This is a genomic window from Duganella sp. (assembly GCF_039595735.1).
GTDB lineage: Bacteria > Pseudomonadota > Gammaproteobacteria > Burkholderiales > Burkholderiaceae_D > Rugamonas.
On the sequence record NZ_JBCNLB010000022.1, the window covers coordinates 58,179 to 74,346 of the forward strand.

The 16,168-nt window shown below is 66.9% G+C and carries 10 protein-coding genes; 8 read left to right on the forward strand and 2 right to left on the reverse strand.

Going from position 1 to position 16,168, the window contains the following annotated elements:
- Nucleotides 1–9 precede the first annotated feature (9 nt).
- Nucleotides 10–1,605, reverse strand: coding sequence for a methyl-accepting chemotaxis protein (locus tag ABDW57_RS25205; protein ID WP_343732890.1), 1,596 nt, complete (start codon nt 1,603–1,605; stop codon nt 10–12).
- Nucleotides 1,606–1,793: 188 nt separating this feature from the next.
- Between ABDW57_RS25205 and ABDW57_RS25210 the strand changes: the two genes are divergently transcribed.
- From ABDW57_RS25210 to ABDW57_RS25235, 6 genes are all read left to right on the forward strand, one after another.
- Complete coding sequence (locus tag ABDW57_RS25210) at nt 1,794–2,393, forward strand: DUF642 domain-containing protein (RefSeq protein WP_343732891.1); 600 nt, start codon at nt 1,794–1,796, stop codon at nt 2,391–2,393.
- Between the two features lie 41 nt (nt 2,394–2,434).
- A complete protein-coding gene (locus ABDW57_RS25215) occupies nt 2,435–5,353 on the forward strand; it encodes a diguanylate cyclase (RefSeq protein ID WP_343732892.1) in 2,919 nt (972 codons plus the stop codon).
- 159 nt (nt 5,354–5,512) lie between these two features.
- On the forward strand, nt 5,513–7,444 hold the full coding sequence (locus tag ABDW57_RS25220) for a TonB-dependent receptor (RefSeq protein ID WP_343732893.1): 1,932 nt from the start codon (nt 5,513–5,515) through the stop codon (nt 7,442–7,444).
- Nucleotides 7,445–7,488: 44 nt separating this feature from the next.
- Nucleotides 7,489–8,049, forward strand: coding sequence for a YfiR family protein (locus ABDW57_RS25225; protein WP_343732894.1), 561 nt, complete (start codon nt 7,489–7,491; stop codon nt 8,047–8,049).
- Nucleotides 8,046–11,174: a response regulator gene (locus tag ABDW57_RS25230; RefSeq protein ID WP_343732895.1), complete on the forward strand. Its 3,129-nt coding sequence runs from the start codon at nt 8,046–8,048 to the stop codon at nt 11,172–11,174. The genes ABDW57_RS25225 and ABDW57_RS25230 overlap by 4 nt, the downstream gene beginning before the upstream one ends.
- A complete protein-coding gene (locus ABDW57_RS25235) occupies nt 11,171–13,594 on the forward strand; it encodes an EAL domain-containing protein (protein WP_343732896.1) in 2,424 nt (807 codons plus the stop codon). The genes ABDW57_RS25230 and ABDW57_RS25235 overlap by 4 nt, the downstream gene beginning before the upstream one ends.
- A 27-nt stretch (nt 13,595–13,621) precedes the next feature.
- Here the strand turns inward: ABDW57_RS25235 and ABDW57_RS25240 are convergent, their stop codons facing one another.
- A complete protein-coding gene (locus tag ABDW57_RS25240) occupies nt 13,622–13,762 on the reverse strand; it encodes a hypothetical protein (RefSeq protein ID WP_343732897.1) in 141 nt (46 codons plus the stop codon).
- Nucleotides 13,763–13,935: 173 nt separating this feature from the next.
- Here ABDW57_RS25240 and ABDW57_RS25245 point away from each other — a divergent pair, with 173 nt between their 5' ends.
- Together ABDW57_RS25245 and ABDW57_RS25250 are read left to right on the forward strand one after the other, a co-directional pair.
- On the forward strand, nt 13,936–15,162 hold the full coding sequence (locus ABDW57_RS25245) for an ATP-binding protein (protein ID WP_343732898.1): 1,227 nt from the start codon (nt 13,936–13,938) through the stop codon (nt 15,160–15,162).
- Nucleotides 15,143–16,165: an NrtA/SsuA/CpmA family ABC transporter substrate-binding protein gene (locus ABDW57_RS25250; protein WP_343732899.1), complete on the forward strand. Its 1,023-nt coding sequence runs from the start codon at nt 15,143–15,145 to the stop codon at nt 16,163–16,165. Before ABDW57_RS25245 ends, ABDW57_RS25250 begins: the two co-directional genes overlap by 20 nt.
- The last annotated feature ends 3 nt before the right edge of the window (nt 16,166–16,168 follow it).

The window sequence follows — 16,168 nt, forward strand, 5'->3', positions numbered from 1 at the left end:
TGTGTCACTTCAGGCGCTGATCTGCAGGCGCGGCAGCGCGGGCACGTCATGCAGCTTGAAGATGCTGACCACCTCCACCAGCTGCGCCGCCTGAGTGCGCATCGACTCGGCCGCCGCCGCGGTTTGCTCGACCAAGGTGGCGTTTTGCTGGGTGTCGGCGTCCATTTTGCGCAGCGCCTGGTGCATTTCGGTGATGTCGCTGCTCTGCGTGTAGCTGGCGCGGGTGATCTCGCCGGTGATTTCCGCCACTTGCTCGATCCCGTGCACCACGTCCTGCATGGTGGCGCCGGCCTGCTCGACCAGCTGATTGCCGGCATTCACCTGCAGCAGCGAGTCGCCAATCAAGGCCTTGATCTCGCGCGCGGCGCCGGCCGAGCGCTGGGCCAGGTTGCGCACTTCGGACGCCACCACCGCGAAGCCGCGGCCTTGCTCGCCGGCGCGGGCCGCTTCCACGGCGGCGTTCAGCGCCAGGATGTTGGTCTGGAAGGCAATGCCGTCAATCACGGCAATGATGTCCTCGATCCGGTGCGCGGTGCTGTCGATGGCGGCCATGGTCTGCGTCATCTGCTGCATCACCTGGCCGCCGCGCTGCGCGGTGGCGGCGGCGCTGTCCGCCAATTCATGCGCCTGCTGGGCGCGGTCGGCGTTTTGCGCCACCGTAGCGGTCAGTTCGCGCATGGTGGCGGTGGTCTGTTCCAGCGAGCCGGCCTGGATGGAAGTGCGGCCGGCCAGGTCCTGATGGCCAACGGCGATCTGCGCCGAGGCGCTGGAAATGGCTTCGGTGGCGTCGCGGGTGCGCGAGACAATCCGTATCAGGTCGTTGCGCATGCCCTGCATGGCGTGCAGCAGGCTGCTGTTGTCATCCGGCCGCAGACGGATGCCGACCGCCAGGTTGCCGGCCGCGATACGTCCTGCCAGCGCGGCCGCCGTGGCCGGTTCGCCGCCCAGCTGGCGGAACAGCGTGCGCAGGATTTTCACGGCAACCACCACGCTCAACAGCAGCGCCAGCAGGAAAATCGCCAGCATCTGCCAGCCCGATGCCAGCAGTTGCTCGGCGGCGCTGGCTTCATCCTTGACGGAACGCGCGTTGGCCAGCTGCACCACGCGGTCGATGGCTTGCCGGTGCTGCTGATAATGCGTGCGCAGGCCTCGCGCGGCCGCGGCGGCGGCAGCGTGATCCTGGCGCTGGATCGCCGGCACAAAGTCGCTGGCGGCCATCGCGTAGAAGGCGCGCGCGGCGGTGGCAGACTGCTGCAACAGCGCTTGCTGCAACTCCGGCTCCAGCTGGCGGCCCTGCCAGTATCGGTGACGGGTTTCAAACTCCTGTTTCAGCACCTGCAGGCGGGACAGCAGTTGTTGCTGTTCGGCCGGGTTATCGCTGGTCAGCAGCTCGTGCACCACCAGGTAGGATTCGATGATGTATTCAGGCGGCGGCAGGACGTCGGCCACCAGATCCTTGCTTTCGATGATGCGCTCATAGATGGGGCCGTTGACGCGGACATCGCTCAACACCTTCACGGACCACGCGCCATACAGGACGAAACCGGCGGCAAACGCGGCCAGCAGCAGGGCGAAGCGGGTTTTGATATCAAAAGGACGTGTCATTTTGCCTCCATGCAGGACGATGTGCTGAGCTCCCGGCCAGTCTATCGCTGGCGCCGCCGCTTGCCGATAGGGCGTGATCGCGATTATCTGTAGGGAAATCCTGACTTGAAAATCAGGTCGCCACGTCGTCATTTTCTTGTTAAAGTGAAACTGTAGTTGTCATATATTAATTTCGAAAAGGGGAATACATGTTTTTGCGTAAATTTTCCAGCGCTGTCGTGCTGGCGGCGATGGCAGCGTCGTCGCAGGCGGCCGTGACCGTGTTCAGCGACAATTTCGACGCTGACCGCACCACCAACAACGCTACCCAGTTCGTGCACGGCTGGACCGTCAGCAACGGCACCGTCGACCTGGACGGCCAAGGTTTTGTGCACAATGAGTTGCCGGGCAATGGCCACTATGTCGACCTCGATGGTTCGACCATGAAGGCTGGCCTGCTGAGCAACAGCATCAGCCTGACCGCCGGTCTGGACTACACCCTCAGCTTTGGCCTGGCCGGCAACCAGCGCAACTGGGGCAACGATACCGTCGATGTCAGCTTTGGCAATGTGCACCACACCTATGTCATGCATCAGGCTGACGCGCTGACCACCTACACCATCGACTTCAAGCCGACCGTGTCGGCGGTGTACCAGTTCAGCTTCCAGAACCGCGGCGGCGACAACCGCGGCGCCTTCCTCGACAACGTCACCATCAGCGCGGTTCCGGAGCCGGACGGCTATGCTATGCTGCTGACGGGTCTGGCTGCCATGCTGGGCCTGACCGTGGCGGCGCGCCGTCGCCGCTAGACCGAGTCCTCATAACATGCCGCCCGGGGCATGGGAGCGAGATGTTGAGCAAACTCTTAGTCTCTGCCGCGCTGGCGGCGCTGCTGATGTGGATGACGCCGGCCGGCGTCTCCGCGCAACAGCTGCCGGTTGAATACCTCACCCAGCGCGACGGGCTGGGCAATCTTTCGGTGCGCGCGCTGGCACAGGACGCCACCGGCTACCTGTGGGTCGCTACCGAGAACGGCCTGTTCCGCTACAACGGCGCCGAGTTCCGCCGCTACGGGCAGGAACAGGGTCTGCGTGATGTGGGGATGATGGCCTTGCTGGTGGATCGCCGCCAGCGGCTGTGGGTCGGCACCCGTGAGCAACTGTACGTGGGCGCCGAGGGCCGCTTCCGGCCGGTGCTCTTCAAAGGCGAGGGCATGTGGGCCGACTCTAACCGATCGCTGGCAAACGGGCCGGACGGCAGCATCCTTATTCAAAGCGGCAAGGAGCTGTATCAGGTGGTCGAGCAGAACGGCGAGTTCGTGCCGCGGCCATTGTTTCCCGAAGGGCAGCCGGTGGCCACGCCCGCACTGCACGATATCGAAAGCTTCATGCCTGATGCCGACGGCAGCCTGTGGATCGGCTGCGGCGCCATGCTGTGCGTGCGCGACGCACGCGGCCTGACGGTGCTGACCGCCGCCGATGGCGTGCCGGCCGACCGATGGCGCACGTTCCTGCGCGCCGCCGACGGCACACTGTGGGTGCGCGGCTTGCGCCACGTGATCGTGCTGGAGCCGGGCAGCCGCCGCTTCATCGACCGCACCCCGCCGGGCGACGTCATGCGCAAAGCCGCCATGGAATACACCATGCTGGAAGACGCCGATCACCGCGTACTGGTCAGCGTCGATCAGGGCCTGGCGCGCTGGCGCGGCGGCCGCTGGGAATTGTACGGCGCCGGCAATGGCCTGAAGATCGGCAGCGGCGTGCTGACCATGCTGGTCGACCGCGACCAGGGCCTGTGGCTGGGCACTGGCGGCCATGGCCTGGTGCGCTGGATGGGTTACGACAACTGGGAAAACTGGGGCACGGCCCAGGGCCTGCCCGATGACAAGGTGTTTGCCTTCCTGCGCGACGATGCCGGCCGCCTGCGCATCGGTACGCGCTCGGGGCTGGTCATGCTGCCCACGCCGCAAGCCACGCGCGCGCTGCCGCTGCCCGGCTATCGGGCCGAGCAGTGGAACAGCATGGTGCTGGACCGCCATGGCCAGTTGTGGACCAGCAGCTACGTCGGCTCGTTGATGCGCGAGGATCGCCGCGGCAGCGTCACCCAGATTGCCGCCTTGCCGATGATTTTCAACCTGCTGGCCGATCGCCAGGGAAGGCTGTGGATCAGCACGGTGGAAGGCCTGTATGTCATCGACGATACCGGCGCCGCTGGCGCCCCGCATCTCGCCTCCGGGCTGGCAGCCGACAGCGAACTGCTGCGCGAGACCACGCGCCGCAGCTGCCAGGCCGAGGATGACACCCTCTGGTTCCTGACCGCCGCCCGCCTGTGGCGGCTGCGCGATGGGCAATGGACCAGTTATGCGGCGCGCGGCGCGCAGGAATCCGATCTGGAAGTGATGACGTGCGCAAAACAGGGCGGCGTCTGGCTGAGCCAGGGCGCCGACGTGTGGCACGCGCAGGTGGAGGGCACGAACCTGGTCAAGCGCCGCCAGCCATCGCCGTTGCTGCGCGACAAGATGGTGGTGGCGCTGCACGAGGACCGTCATGGCTGGCTGTGGGTCAGCACCGACGTCGGCCTGGTGGTGTGGAACCGCCAGCAGTGGCGCCAGTTCGACAGCAGCGACGGGCTGGTGTGGAATGACCTGAATCCGCGTCCGCTGTACGAGGAAGCCGACGGCTCGCTATGGCTGACCAGCACCAACGGCGCCTCGCGCGTGACGCGGCCAGAACGCTTGTTCGCGCCATACCCGCTGTCCGCCATCGTGGAAACAGTTGAACGCGACGGCAAGCCGCTGCACCTGCGCGACGGCGATGAATTGCCCTGGTCGTCCGGCGCGCTGCAGTTGCAGATGGCCAGTCTCAGTTACCAGCACCGCAGCGCCTTGCGTTTCCGCTACCGGCTGGCCGGCCTGGAGCAGGAGTGGACCACCACCACCATCCCGCAGCTGCGCTACGCGGCGCTGCCGCCGGGCGCATATCGCCTGCAATACGCGGTGCTGAATCTGGATACCCAAAGCGAGTCGGCGCTGCGCGAGCTGCGCTTTACGATTTTGCCGCCGTGGTGGCTGAGCCGCTGGTTCCTGCTGCTGTGCGGCGTGCTGGCCGCGCTGGCCTTGCTGCTGCTGTACCGCTATCGGGTGCGCGGGCTGCACTTGCGCAATGCGCAGATGGAAAACCTGGTGCGCGACCGCACCCGCGAACTGGAGGCGCGCACGCGCGAGCTGGAACTGTCGCAGGAAGCCCTGCGCGAGCGGGCGCTGCGCGACGGCCTGACCAAGGCCTGGAACCGGGTGGCGATGCTGGAAATGATGGAGCAGGCCATCCTCAAGGCGCAGCGCGGCGGCAGCGGTTTCCTGCTGTGTCTGCTCGATCTGGACCACTTCAAGCGCATCAACGATACCTATGGCCACCTGGCCGGCGACGCGGTGCTGCGCGATCTGGTGCGGCGCCTGGGCGAGTGCGTGCGGCCGTATGACCTGGTGGGCCGCTACGGCGGCGAGGAATTCCTGGTGCTGCTGCCCGATCTGAACTGGACCGCCGGCGCCGCACGGGTGGAGGCAATGCGCATGGCTGTGGCGACGGCGCCGTTTGACCTCGGCCCGCACGGGCCGCTGGCCGTGACTGCCAGCTTTGGCGTCGCGGCCTTTGATCCGGCCCAGCCAGCGGCCGGGCTGGAACTGGTGCGCCGCGCCGACCTGGCGCTGTACCGCGCCAAAGAGTTGGGGCGCAACCGGGTGGAGTACGCCGAACCGGACGCCGCTGCCTGAGCGATCTCTGCGGTTGTTGCGTTTCATGCATATCAATTTGCAAGCTTGTTCAAACTGTTAAATTCCATAAGGTAAGTGTCTCGGATGTGGCTATAATTTTCACATCCATCAGGCGGGACAGCCGTTCCAGGCCTGTTCAGGACAAAACGCGAGGGCTTTATGGCCAGAACCGCCAGTTATTCCTGGGGATTGGTGATTGCTACGATGCTGGTCACAGCGCCGGCGCGCGCCAGCGTGGCGGAGACCGATTCCATCGCTGATATGTCGCTGGAACAGTTGAGCGACGTGATCGTCACCTCCGTGTCGCGCCAGCAGGAAAGGTTGAGCAGCACGGCCGCCGCCATCTACATCATCAGCGCCAGCGACATCCGCCGCAGCGGCGCGCAGTCGCTGCCGGAAGCACTGCAACTGGCGCCCAATCTGCAGGTGGCCCAGGTCGACGCCCGCAACTGGGCCATCAGCGCGCGCGGCTTCAACAGCCCGTTCGCCAACAAATTGCTGGTGCTGGTGGATGGCCGCAGCGTCTACTCGCCGCTATTCTCCGGCGTGTTCTGGGACGCGCAGGATGTGGTGATGGACGACATCGAGCGTATCGAGGTGATCAGCGGCCCCGGCGCCACCATCTGGGGCGCCAACGCGGTCAATGGCGTGATCAACGTCATCACGCGCTCGTCGGCCGACACCCAGGGCGGCCTGCTCAGCTATGCCGGCGGCAGCCGCGACCAGAATGGCGTGGCGCGCTATGGCGGGGCGCTGGCCAATGGCGGCACGTATCGCGTCTACGGCAAATATCAGCAGCTGGATGACACCGTCACCGCACGCGGCGTCAACACCCGCACCGGCATGCGCCGCTCGCAGGCCGGTTTTCGCGCCGACTGGGCCTTGCAGGAGGGCAGCCTGAGCGTGTCCGGCGACGGCTACCAGGGCCAGCTGGGACAGCTGACGGCTTTGCCGGTGCACATTTCCGGCGCCAATCTGCTGGGCCGCTACACCCGTCAACTGGGTCCTGAAGCCAATCTGCGCCTGCAACTGATCCTTGACCATACCGAGCGCAACCAGCCTGGCCAGTTTGCCGAGCGCTTGTCGACACTGGACCTGGAGGCCCAGCATGACCTGCGCCTGAGCGCGCGCAATGTGCTGACCTGGGGCGGCGGCTACCGCCAGAGCCGCGACAAGGTCACCAGCCTGCAGGGCGTGGCCTTCCTGCCGGATGACGTCAACCTGCGCTGGGCCAACCTGTTCGCCCAGAACGAGACCGCGATCACCCCGGATCTCAAGCTGACCGCCGGCGCCAAGGTCGAGCACAATCACTACACCGGCGCCGAATACCTGCCCAGCCTGCGTCTTGCGTGGACCCCGAGCGCCAGCCAGCTGGTGTGGAGCAGCCTGGCGCGCACGGTGCGTGCGCCATCGCGCTTCGACCGCGACCTGTACTCGCCGGGCACGCCGCTGAGAATTGGCGGCCGGCGCGTGTATTTGCTGGGCGGCAGCGCCGTGTATGCCTCGGAGGTGGCGCGCGTGCTGGAGCTGGGCTACCGCGCCCAGCCGATCGCCAGCCTGTCTTATTCGGCCACCGCGTATTACAGCCGCTACGACCAGTTGCGCACGCTGGAGCCTCTCCCCAGCCCGACCGCGCCAGCGCTGTACGTCTTTGACAACCTGGCCAAGGGCAGCACCCGCGGCATCGAACTATGGGGGCGCTGGCTGGCGACGCCGGCCTGGCGCCTGAATGCCGGCCTGGTGGTGCAGCGCGTGGAACAGCAGCTATTGCCCGCCAGCCGCGACGCCACCGGCCTGTTCGGCTTGCTGCCCAATGATCCCAGCCGGCACTGGCTGCTGCGCTCCTCGCACGACCTGACCGACCGCAGCACGCTGGATCTGACGCTGCGCTATGTCAGCGCGTTGCCGCATCCGGTGGTGCCGGCCTATTACGAGATGGATGGCCAGTGGATGTGGCAGCCGCGGCCCAACATCGAACTGGCACTGATCGGACGCAATCTGTTGCATCGGTCGCATCCGGAATTTGGCGTCTTTCCGGGCCGCAGCGTGATTGAACGCAGCGCGCAGCTGAAACTGACCTTGCGATTCTGAACGTGGCGGCCGGCACCGGATGGGTGGGGAGACAACAGCGCACCGTGGGCGCATTGCTCGGGTGTGCGTTGTTGCTGGCGGTGTTGCTGCTGGCCGCGGCAGGCGAGGCCGCCGCCGGCGAGACCAGCGTGAGCACGGTGGAAGCCCAGGTCAAGGCCGCGTACATCTACCGCTTTGCCGAGCATATCGAATGGCCGGCTGAAGCGTTCGCAGGTAGCAGCGCGCCCCTCACTATCGCCGTGGTGGAGGCGGACCAGGTAGCCGCCGAGCTGAATCAGTTGCGTCTGACGCGCCAGATCAAGGGCCGTGCCGTCAACGTGCGCAGCTTGCGCGCCGGCGATGCCGTCGGCGGCGCGCAGGTGCTGTACATCGGAGCGCTGGACGCGGGACGCCTGAAGCGGACACTGGAGGCAGTGAGTGGCGCGGGCGTGCTGGCCATCACCGACGGCGCCGGTACGCTGGCGGCCGGCAGCGCCATCAGTTTTGTGCAGATCGACAACCGGATCCGCTTTGACGTCTCGGTGGCGCACGCCGAGCGCAGCGGCCTGAAGATCAGCGCCAGGTTGCTGGCCGTGGCGCATAAAATCGAGGGGGACAAGCCATGAAGCTGCGAATACGCTCGGTTCGCCACAAGCTGCTGTTGCTGGTGCTGGCGACCAATCTGTGCGCGCTGACCCTGGCCGGGATCAGCCTGCTGTACCACGACCTCGGCGACAACCGCGCCACCACGGTGCGCGAGCTGACGTCGATCGCCGCCATCCTCGGCCAGGGCAGCGCCCTGGCCATCGAGTTTGACGATCCCAAGGTGGCCAATGAAAACCTGGCGCTGCTGCGCGCCAACGCCAATATCCTGACAGCCGCCATTTACAACGGCCGCGGCCAGCTGTTCGCCAGCTACCGGCGCGACGCCTCGGCCCCGGCCGCGCCGGCCACGTTGATGCCGGCCGATGGCGCCCAGTTCGGCGCCGGCGACCTCACGGTGTTCCGCCGCATCACCGACAGCGACGGCGTGCGCGGCACGGTCTATCTGCGCGAGCGTTATGACCTGGGCGCCTGGCTGCGCGGTTATCTGGCCATTCTGGCGGCGGTGCTGCTGGGCAGCCTGCTGCTTGGTCTGGGGCTGTCGTCGCTGTTGCAGCGCTGGATTTCCGGACCGATCACCAGCGTCAGCGATGTCGCCCGGCAGGTGATGCGCGATCGAAATTACCGGCTGCGCGCGCCCAAGCACAGCGAGGACGAGGTGGGACAGCTGGCCGATGCCTTCAACGGCATGCTGCAAACGCTGGAGCATGAAATCATCGAACGCGCCGCTGCGGAGACCGAGGTGCGCACGCTCAACGCCGGGCTGGAGGCGCGTGTGGCGGCGCGTACCGGCGAGCTGCAGGTGGCCAATGCGGCGCTTGAGGCGCGGACCGCCGAGGCCGAAGCGGCCAATCGCGCCAAGGCCGAGTTCCTGGCCAATATGAGCCATGAAATCCGCACGCCGATGAACGGCATCCTCGGCCTGGCCTATCTGCTGGAACAACGCCAGCTGGACGGCGACGCGGCCGACCTGGTGCACAAGATCCGCAACGCCGGCCGCTCGCTGCAGGCCATCATCAACGACATCCTCGACTTGTCCAAGATCGAGGCCGGGCGGCTGGAAATTGAACGGGTGCCGTTCAACCTGTCGGACGTGCTGGATAACCTTGCCAGCATCATGGCGGCCAGCGCCGGCGACAAGGACCTGGAGCTGACCATCGCGCCGCCGCCCTTGACGGGCCAGCTGGTCGGCGACGCGCTGCGGCTGGAGCAGGTGCTGATCAACCTGACCGGCAACGCCATCAAGTTCACCACCCACGGCGCGGTGGGCATCGGCCTGACGCTGCTGGAGCACAGCGGCAACCATGCGGTGCTGCGCTTTGCCGTCACCGACACCGGCATCGGCATCCCGGAGGACAAGCTGCAGCACATCTTCTCGGCCTTCAGCCAGGCCGACAGCTCGACCACGCGGCGCTACGGCGGCTCCGGGCTGGGGCTGACCATTTGCCGTTATCTGGTCGAGCACATGGGCGGGCAGATCGGCGTCAACAGCGTGCCGGGGCGCGGCAGCGAATTCTGGTTCACCATTCCCTTCGATTGTGTGGCTGCCGGGCAGATCGAGCCGGCCGCATTGACCAACCTGGATGTGCTGGTGGTTGATGACAGCGACATCGCACGCGAAAACATCGCCCTGATGGCGCGCGGACTGGGTTGGCGCGCCAGCCAGGCCGTGTCCGGCGAGCGGGCCATCGCCTGTCTGCGCGAGCGGCACAGCACAGGCGGCAGTTTCGATGCCTTGCTGCTGGATTGGCAGATGCCGGGCATGGACGGCATGCAACTGGCGCAGGAAATCCGTCAGAGCTATCCGGCCGAGCAGCAGCCGATGCTGATGATGGTGACGGCCTATGCCCGCGACGAGTTGCTGCGGCATCCGGAGATTGAACTGGTGGATGGCGTGCTGACCAAGCCGGTGACCAGTTCCTGCCTGTACAACGCACTGGCGCGGGCGCAGCAGCGGCGCGGCGGCGAACATGACAGCGCGCCGGAGCGGCCGGCCAGCGCGCGGGTGGCCGGCGTGCGGGTGCTGGTCACGGACGACAGCGACATCAACCGCGAGGTGGCCATGCGCATTCTCACCGCCGAGGGCGCCACCGTGAGTCTGGCCAGCAATGGCCGTGAGGCGGTGGACTGGCTGCAGCAGCATCCGGATGCGGTGGACGTGGTGCTGATGGATGTGCAGATGCCGGTGTTGGACGGCTACGAGGCCACCCGCCTGCTGCGTCAGATGCCGGCGTTTGCCAGCCTGCCGATTGTTGCGCTGACCGCCGGCGCCTTCAAGAGCCAGCAGGACGAGGCGCGCGAGGCCGGGATGGACGCGTTTGTCGCCAAGCCGTTCAACGTGGACGAGCTGATGGACGTGGTCTGGCGCCTTGCCCACGGATTGGGGCGGGGCGACGCGGAGGCCTGGCCCGCCGCCGGTTTGATCGCGGATACGGGCGGCGGCACAGCCGCGAACACGGATGCGGATTCGACCGGCGCAGCCACCACGGCCACCACCGCCGCTGGTGCCGAGCTCGCCACAGCCGCCGGCGCGGAGGCTGCCGACGCCGCCATGCCGGCCGCGCTGCCCGGCATCGACCTGGCGCGGGCGCGCGCGGTCTGGAAGGAGCCGCAGCAATACAGCGCCGTGCTGGGCCGCTTTGCCGCCGACTTTGGCGACATTGCCGACCGCCTGGAGGCCGAACTGGCGGCGCGTGGTCCCGCCGGCCTGGACGCCGCCAGCCATCATCTGAAGGGCGTGGCCGGCAACCTGGCGCTGCCGGAAGTCACCCGCCTGGCATCCGAGCTGCAACACACGGCAGCACATGGCGGCGATGTCTCCGGCCTGATCAAGCAGCTGCGCACCGCGCTGGCCACGGTGCTGGCCTCGGCCGCGACGTTGGCGGCACAGCCTGGCACGCCGCCGCCGGTCCCGGGCGCCATGAGCGGACAATCGGCGCCGGACCTGCTGCGCGAACTGCTGGCCTGCCTGGACCAGGACAATCCCGACGCCGCCACCGCGCTGCTGGCCGCGCTGGCCCCCAAGTTGCCGGCTGGCGCCCTGGACGCCGTGCGCGTCTGCCTGGATGGCTTCGACTTCCGCGGCGCCGAGGCCGAGGTGCGCGCCTTGATCGCCGACCGGCACGACCAGCCGGCAGGTGTGCCATGACCGCTCCCATCCTGATCGTCGACGACGAACCGGGCAACCTGGCCACGCTGCGCGCCATCCTGGCGGCGGAGCATCCGCTGGCCTTCGCGCGCAACGGCATCGAGGGGCTGGCGGCCGCGCGCAAGCACCATCCGGCGCTGATCCTGCTGGACGTGCAGATGCCCGGCATGGACGGCTATGCCGTCTGCCGCCAGCTCAAGGCCGAGCCGGCCACCCGCGACATCCCGGTGATTTTCGTCTCCGCCATGAGCGAAGTCGGCGACGAGGCAGCCGGCTTTGCCTGCGGCGCGGTCGACTACATCGTCAAGCCGGTCTCGCCGGCACTGGTGCGGGCGCGCGTGCGTACCCACATGTCGCTGGTGCATGCCAACCGGCTGGCCCACTATGTGCAGGAGCTGGAATCGCACCAGCGGAAAATCGCCCGCCTGAGCCGCATCCAGAGCGTCCTCAGCGGCATCAACGCCGCCATCATCCGCATCCGCGACCGCGCCGCGCTGTACGACGAAGCCTGCCGCATCGCCGCCGAGGAGGGCGGTTTCGACACCGTCTGGATCGCGCTGCGCGACGGCCACGGCATGCGCGCGGCCGCCTGGCGCGGCACCGACGAGGCGCGGCTGGAACAGGTGCTGGCGGCGATGGCGCTGGAGCCTGACGACGAGGTCAGCGCGCCGCGCCGCGCGCTGGCGCACGGCCACCCGGCCTGCTGCAACGATCTCAGCGCGCCGGGGCAGGGCGGCGCCACCTGCGCCGACGCGCGCGCCCATGGCTTCCTGTCGCTGACCGCGCTGCCGCTGATGCTGGGCAGCGGCGCCGCCGGCGTGATGGTGCTGTATGCGCGCGACGCCGGCTATTTCGACGCCGAGGAACTGGCGCTGCTGGAAGACCTGGCCGCCGATATCTCGTTTGCCATGGAATACATCGCGCAGGAAGAGCGGGTCAACTACCTGTCCTATTACGACGCGGTGACCGGCCTGCCCAACCAGGTCCTGTTCTACGACCGCCTGGGGCAGATCATCCAGTCCGCCAAGCACGACGGCAGCCACGCGTTTGTCTTCATGATCAACCTGGACCGCTTCAAGCGCCTCAACGACGCGCTCGGCTCGCGCGCTGGCGACCAGGTATTGCGCATCGTCGGCCAGCGCCTGGTTGAAGGGCTCGGCCGGCCATGCACGGTGGCGCGGCTGGGCAACGACGTCTACGTGATCGCCGGCCCCTGCGGCGCCAGCGAGAATTTGCTGCCGCTGATCGAACATGCCGCCAGCCTGGTCGGACCGGCCATCGTGCTGCACGGCCGCGACATCCACCTGACGGTACACGGCGGCATCGCCAGCTACCCGCGCGACGGCGCCGATGCCGACGCCCTGTTGCGGCACGCCGAAGCCGCGCTGCGCCAAGCCAAGAGCGGCGGCGAGCGCCTGTCGTTCTACTCGCCGGAGCAAAATGCGGCGATGGTGGCCAAACTGGAATTGGAAAGCCTGCTGCGCCGGGCCAGCGAGCAGCAGCAGTTTGTGCTGCACTACCAGCCCAAGATCGACCTGCGCAGCGGCCGCATCGCCGGTGCCGAAGCGCTGATCCGCTGGGTCCATCCGGAGCGCGGCATGGTCTCGCCGGCGCAATTCATTCCGCTAGCCGAGGAGACCGGCTTGATCCTCGCCATCGGCGCCTGGGTGATTGCCAGCGTCTGCGCCCAGCAGGCCGCGTGGCTGGCGGCCGGGGTGCCGGTGGTGCCGGTGGCGCTGAATCTGTCGGCCCTGCAGTTCGGCCAGGGCGACCTGGCCACGCAGGTGGCCAGCCAGCTTGGACGGCATCGCCTCGGCAGCGACCTGGTTGAACTGGAACTGACCGAATCGCTGGTGATGCGCGACCCGGACGGTGCCGGTCAAACCATGCACCAGCTGCGCGCGCTGGGCCTGCACCTGTCGCTGGATGACTTCGGCACCGGCTATTCCTCGCTGGCGCACCTGAAGCGCTTCCCGTTCAACAGCGTCAAGATCGACCGCGCCTTCGTGACCGACATCACCACCAATCCGGACGACGCCGCCATTGCCTCGGCCATCATCGCCATGGCGCACCACCTGCGGATGGTGGTGATCGCTGAAGGGGTGGAGACGGCGGAACAATTGGAGCTGCTGCGCAGCAAGGGATGCGATCTGATCCAGGGCTACTACTTCAGTCCGCCGGTGGCGGCGGCCGCGTTCGAGGCCATGTTGCGGGCTGGCCAGGGGCTCGCGCTGCCGCAGGCCGGCGCCGAGGAGCGCAGCGTACTGGTCATTGAAAACGACCACGCGATGATGGAAGCGCTGAAGCACGCCCTGCGGTCGGCAGGCTACCGCCTGCAAGGCGTCAACAGCGTGGAGCAAGCGCTGGCGCTGCTGGCGCAGATGCCGGCGGTGCTGCACCAGCAGCGCCCGCCGTCCTGATGCCGGGACCGGCATCAGGGATGGTCATCAGCGGAACTTGTATTCCGCCGTTACGCGCACCATGCGGTCGGACACGTCGTTGGTATCCTGCGGGATGACACCGCCGGCGCTGTTGAATGCACGCAGCTCCAGTGGCGGACGACGATTGGTGACGTTACGCAGATACATCGACAACGTCCAGTCCTTGCATCCTGCGTGTAAGTCTCGTCGTAGTAGTCGGTGTTCAGCGCGGTTTTGCTAAGCTGATTCCTTGGTAAGAAATCGTGATAATTAGTGACATTTTCCCCGCTGCGCAACTGGCATAATCTTTAACATTGCTGACCTTGCCTGAGGGGGCGCAAATGTCAGAATTCGTCTCAGCGGCGCGGCTCCTGGTGGTGGATGACCAGCTGTCCCACCTCAAGGCCTTGTGCGACATCCTGAGCCAGCACGGCTTCGACGCCAGCGGCTGCGCCACCGGCGAGGCGGCGCTGGCCCTGCTGCGCAAGGGTAATTTCGACGTTTTGCTCACCGACCTGGTGATGCCCGGCATCGACGGCCTGGCCTTGATCGAGGCCGCACGCGCGCTGGATCCCCATATCGCCTGCATCATCATGACCGGCGAAGGCACGGTCGATACCGCTGTCAAGGCCATGAAGATCGGCGTGATGGACTATGTGGTCAAGCCGTTCAAGGCCGCCACCTTGCTGCCCATCCTGGAGCGCGCCATCGAGTCGCGCCGGCTGCGGATGCAGAACCTCAAACTGGAAGCGGCCCTGCGCGAACGGGTGGAAGAACTGGGTTTCCTGAACACCGTGCTGGACGCCGCGCGCAAGGAGGCCGAACGCGCCAACCAGGAAAAATCCACCTTTCTGTCCAGCATGAGCCACGAGCTGCGCACGCCGCTCAACAGCATTCTCGGCTTTGCGCAAATCCTGGCCAGCGACAAATTCCCCAAAGGCCACGGCGACAGCCAGCGCTTCGCGCAAAACATCGTGCAATCGGGGCGCCATCTGCTGTCGCTGGTGAATGAAATCCTTGATCTGGCCAAGATCGAAGCGGGCAAGATACCGCTGACCATTGCCCCGGTGGCGCTGGACGCGGTGCTGCGCGAAGCCTACCTGCTGGTGGCGCCTCTGGCGCAGACGCGCCATGTGACGCTGGCGCCGTTGCCGGAAACCCGGCTGGAGCTGGCCGCCGACGCCATGCGGCTCAAGCAGATTCTGGTCAATCTGCTGTCGAACGCAGTCAAGTACAACCGCGAGCATGGCACAGTCAGCGTGCAGTGCACGCCGCACGATGGCCATTGCTCGGTGGCGGTCAGCGACAGCGGCCAGGGGCTGAGCCCGGCGCAACTGGCCACCATTTTCCTGCCGTTCAGCCGCGCCGGACGCGACGACAATCAGGAAGAGGGCACCGGCCTGGGCCTGACCATCACCCAGCGCCTGGTGGAAGCCATGCGCGGCAGCATTGAAGTTGAAAGCGAGCCCGGCGTCGGCAGTACCTTCCGTATCGACTTGCCGCTGTACGGCACAGCGGCGCCGGCCGCGCTCACCAGCGGAGGCGGACATGCCGCAGTCCGGCCGTAAGGCGATCTGGCTGGCGGCTGGCGCGGTGCTGGTGGCCGGGCTGGCCATCGGCATCTGGCTGGGTTGGCGGCCGGCCGTCAGCGCGCCGCCGGCGCTGGAGTCGCTGGTCATCGCCACCAATACCGACTATCTGGGCGCCTGTCCGGTGGTGGCGGCGCGCGACCAGGGATACTTCCGCGCCCAGCAGCTGCACGTCCAGCTGCAGCCGCACAGCAGCGGCAAGCAGGCGCTGGGCGCCATGTTGTCGCGTCAGGCCGACATGGCCACCGTGGCTGACATCCCGATCGCCTTTGCGGCGCTGAGCGGCACCCCGGTGCAGGTGTTTGGCACCATCTTCCGTACCAGCCAGGATCATGGCGTGGTGGCGCGGCGCGACCATGGCATCCGGCAGGCGGCCGATCTCAAGGGCAAGCTGATTGGCGTCACCCTGGGCACCTCGGGCCACTTCGCGCTGGAGGTATTTCTCAACCGCCTGCACCTCGACACCGACGACGTGCAGTTGCGCAACTATCCGCCGGATCGCCTGATGCCGGCACTGCTGGCTGGCGAGGTGGACGCTGTCAGCGCCTGGGAGCCCTTCCTTGGCCTGGCCGAGCAGCGGCTGGGGGCGACGGCCTTGCGCTTTTCTGGTCAAGACATCTACGAGAGCATCTACAACATGGTGGCGCCCAGTGCCTACCTGCGGCAGCATCCGCAGACCGCGGTGCGGCTGTTGCGGGCGCTGGAGCAGGGCGAACGCTACTGCCGCGAGCACCCGGCCGCCGCCTCGGCTTTCCTGAAACAGTTGACGCCGGAAGGGCGCAAGGCGCTGCTGGCGACGTGGCCGTCGCACCACTTCGGGCTGGAACTGGATCAGAGCCTGCTGCTGGTGCTGGAAGACCAGTCGCGCTGGGCCATCAAACAGGGCCTGAGCAGCGCGAACAAGGTGCCGAACTTTCTTGACTATATCTACCTCGATGGGATGAAGGCCGTCAATCCGGCCGAAGTCACTGTCATTTATTAGGAA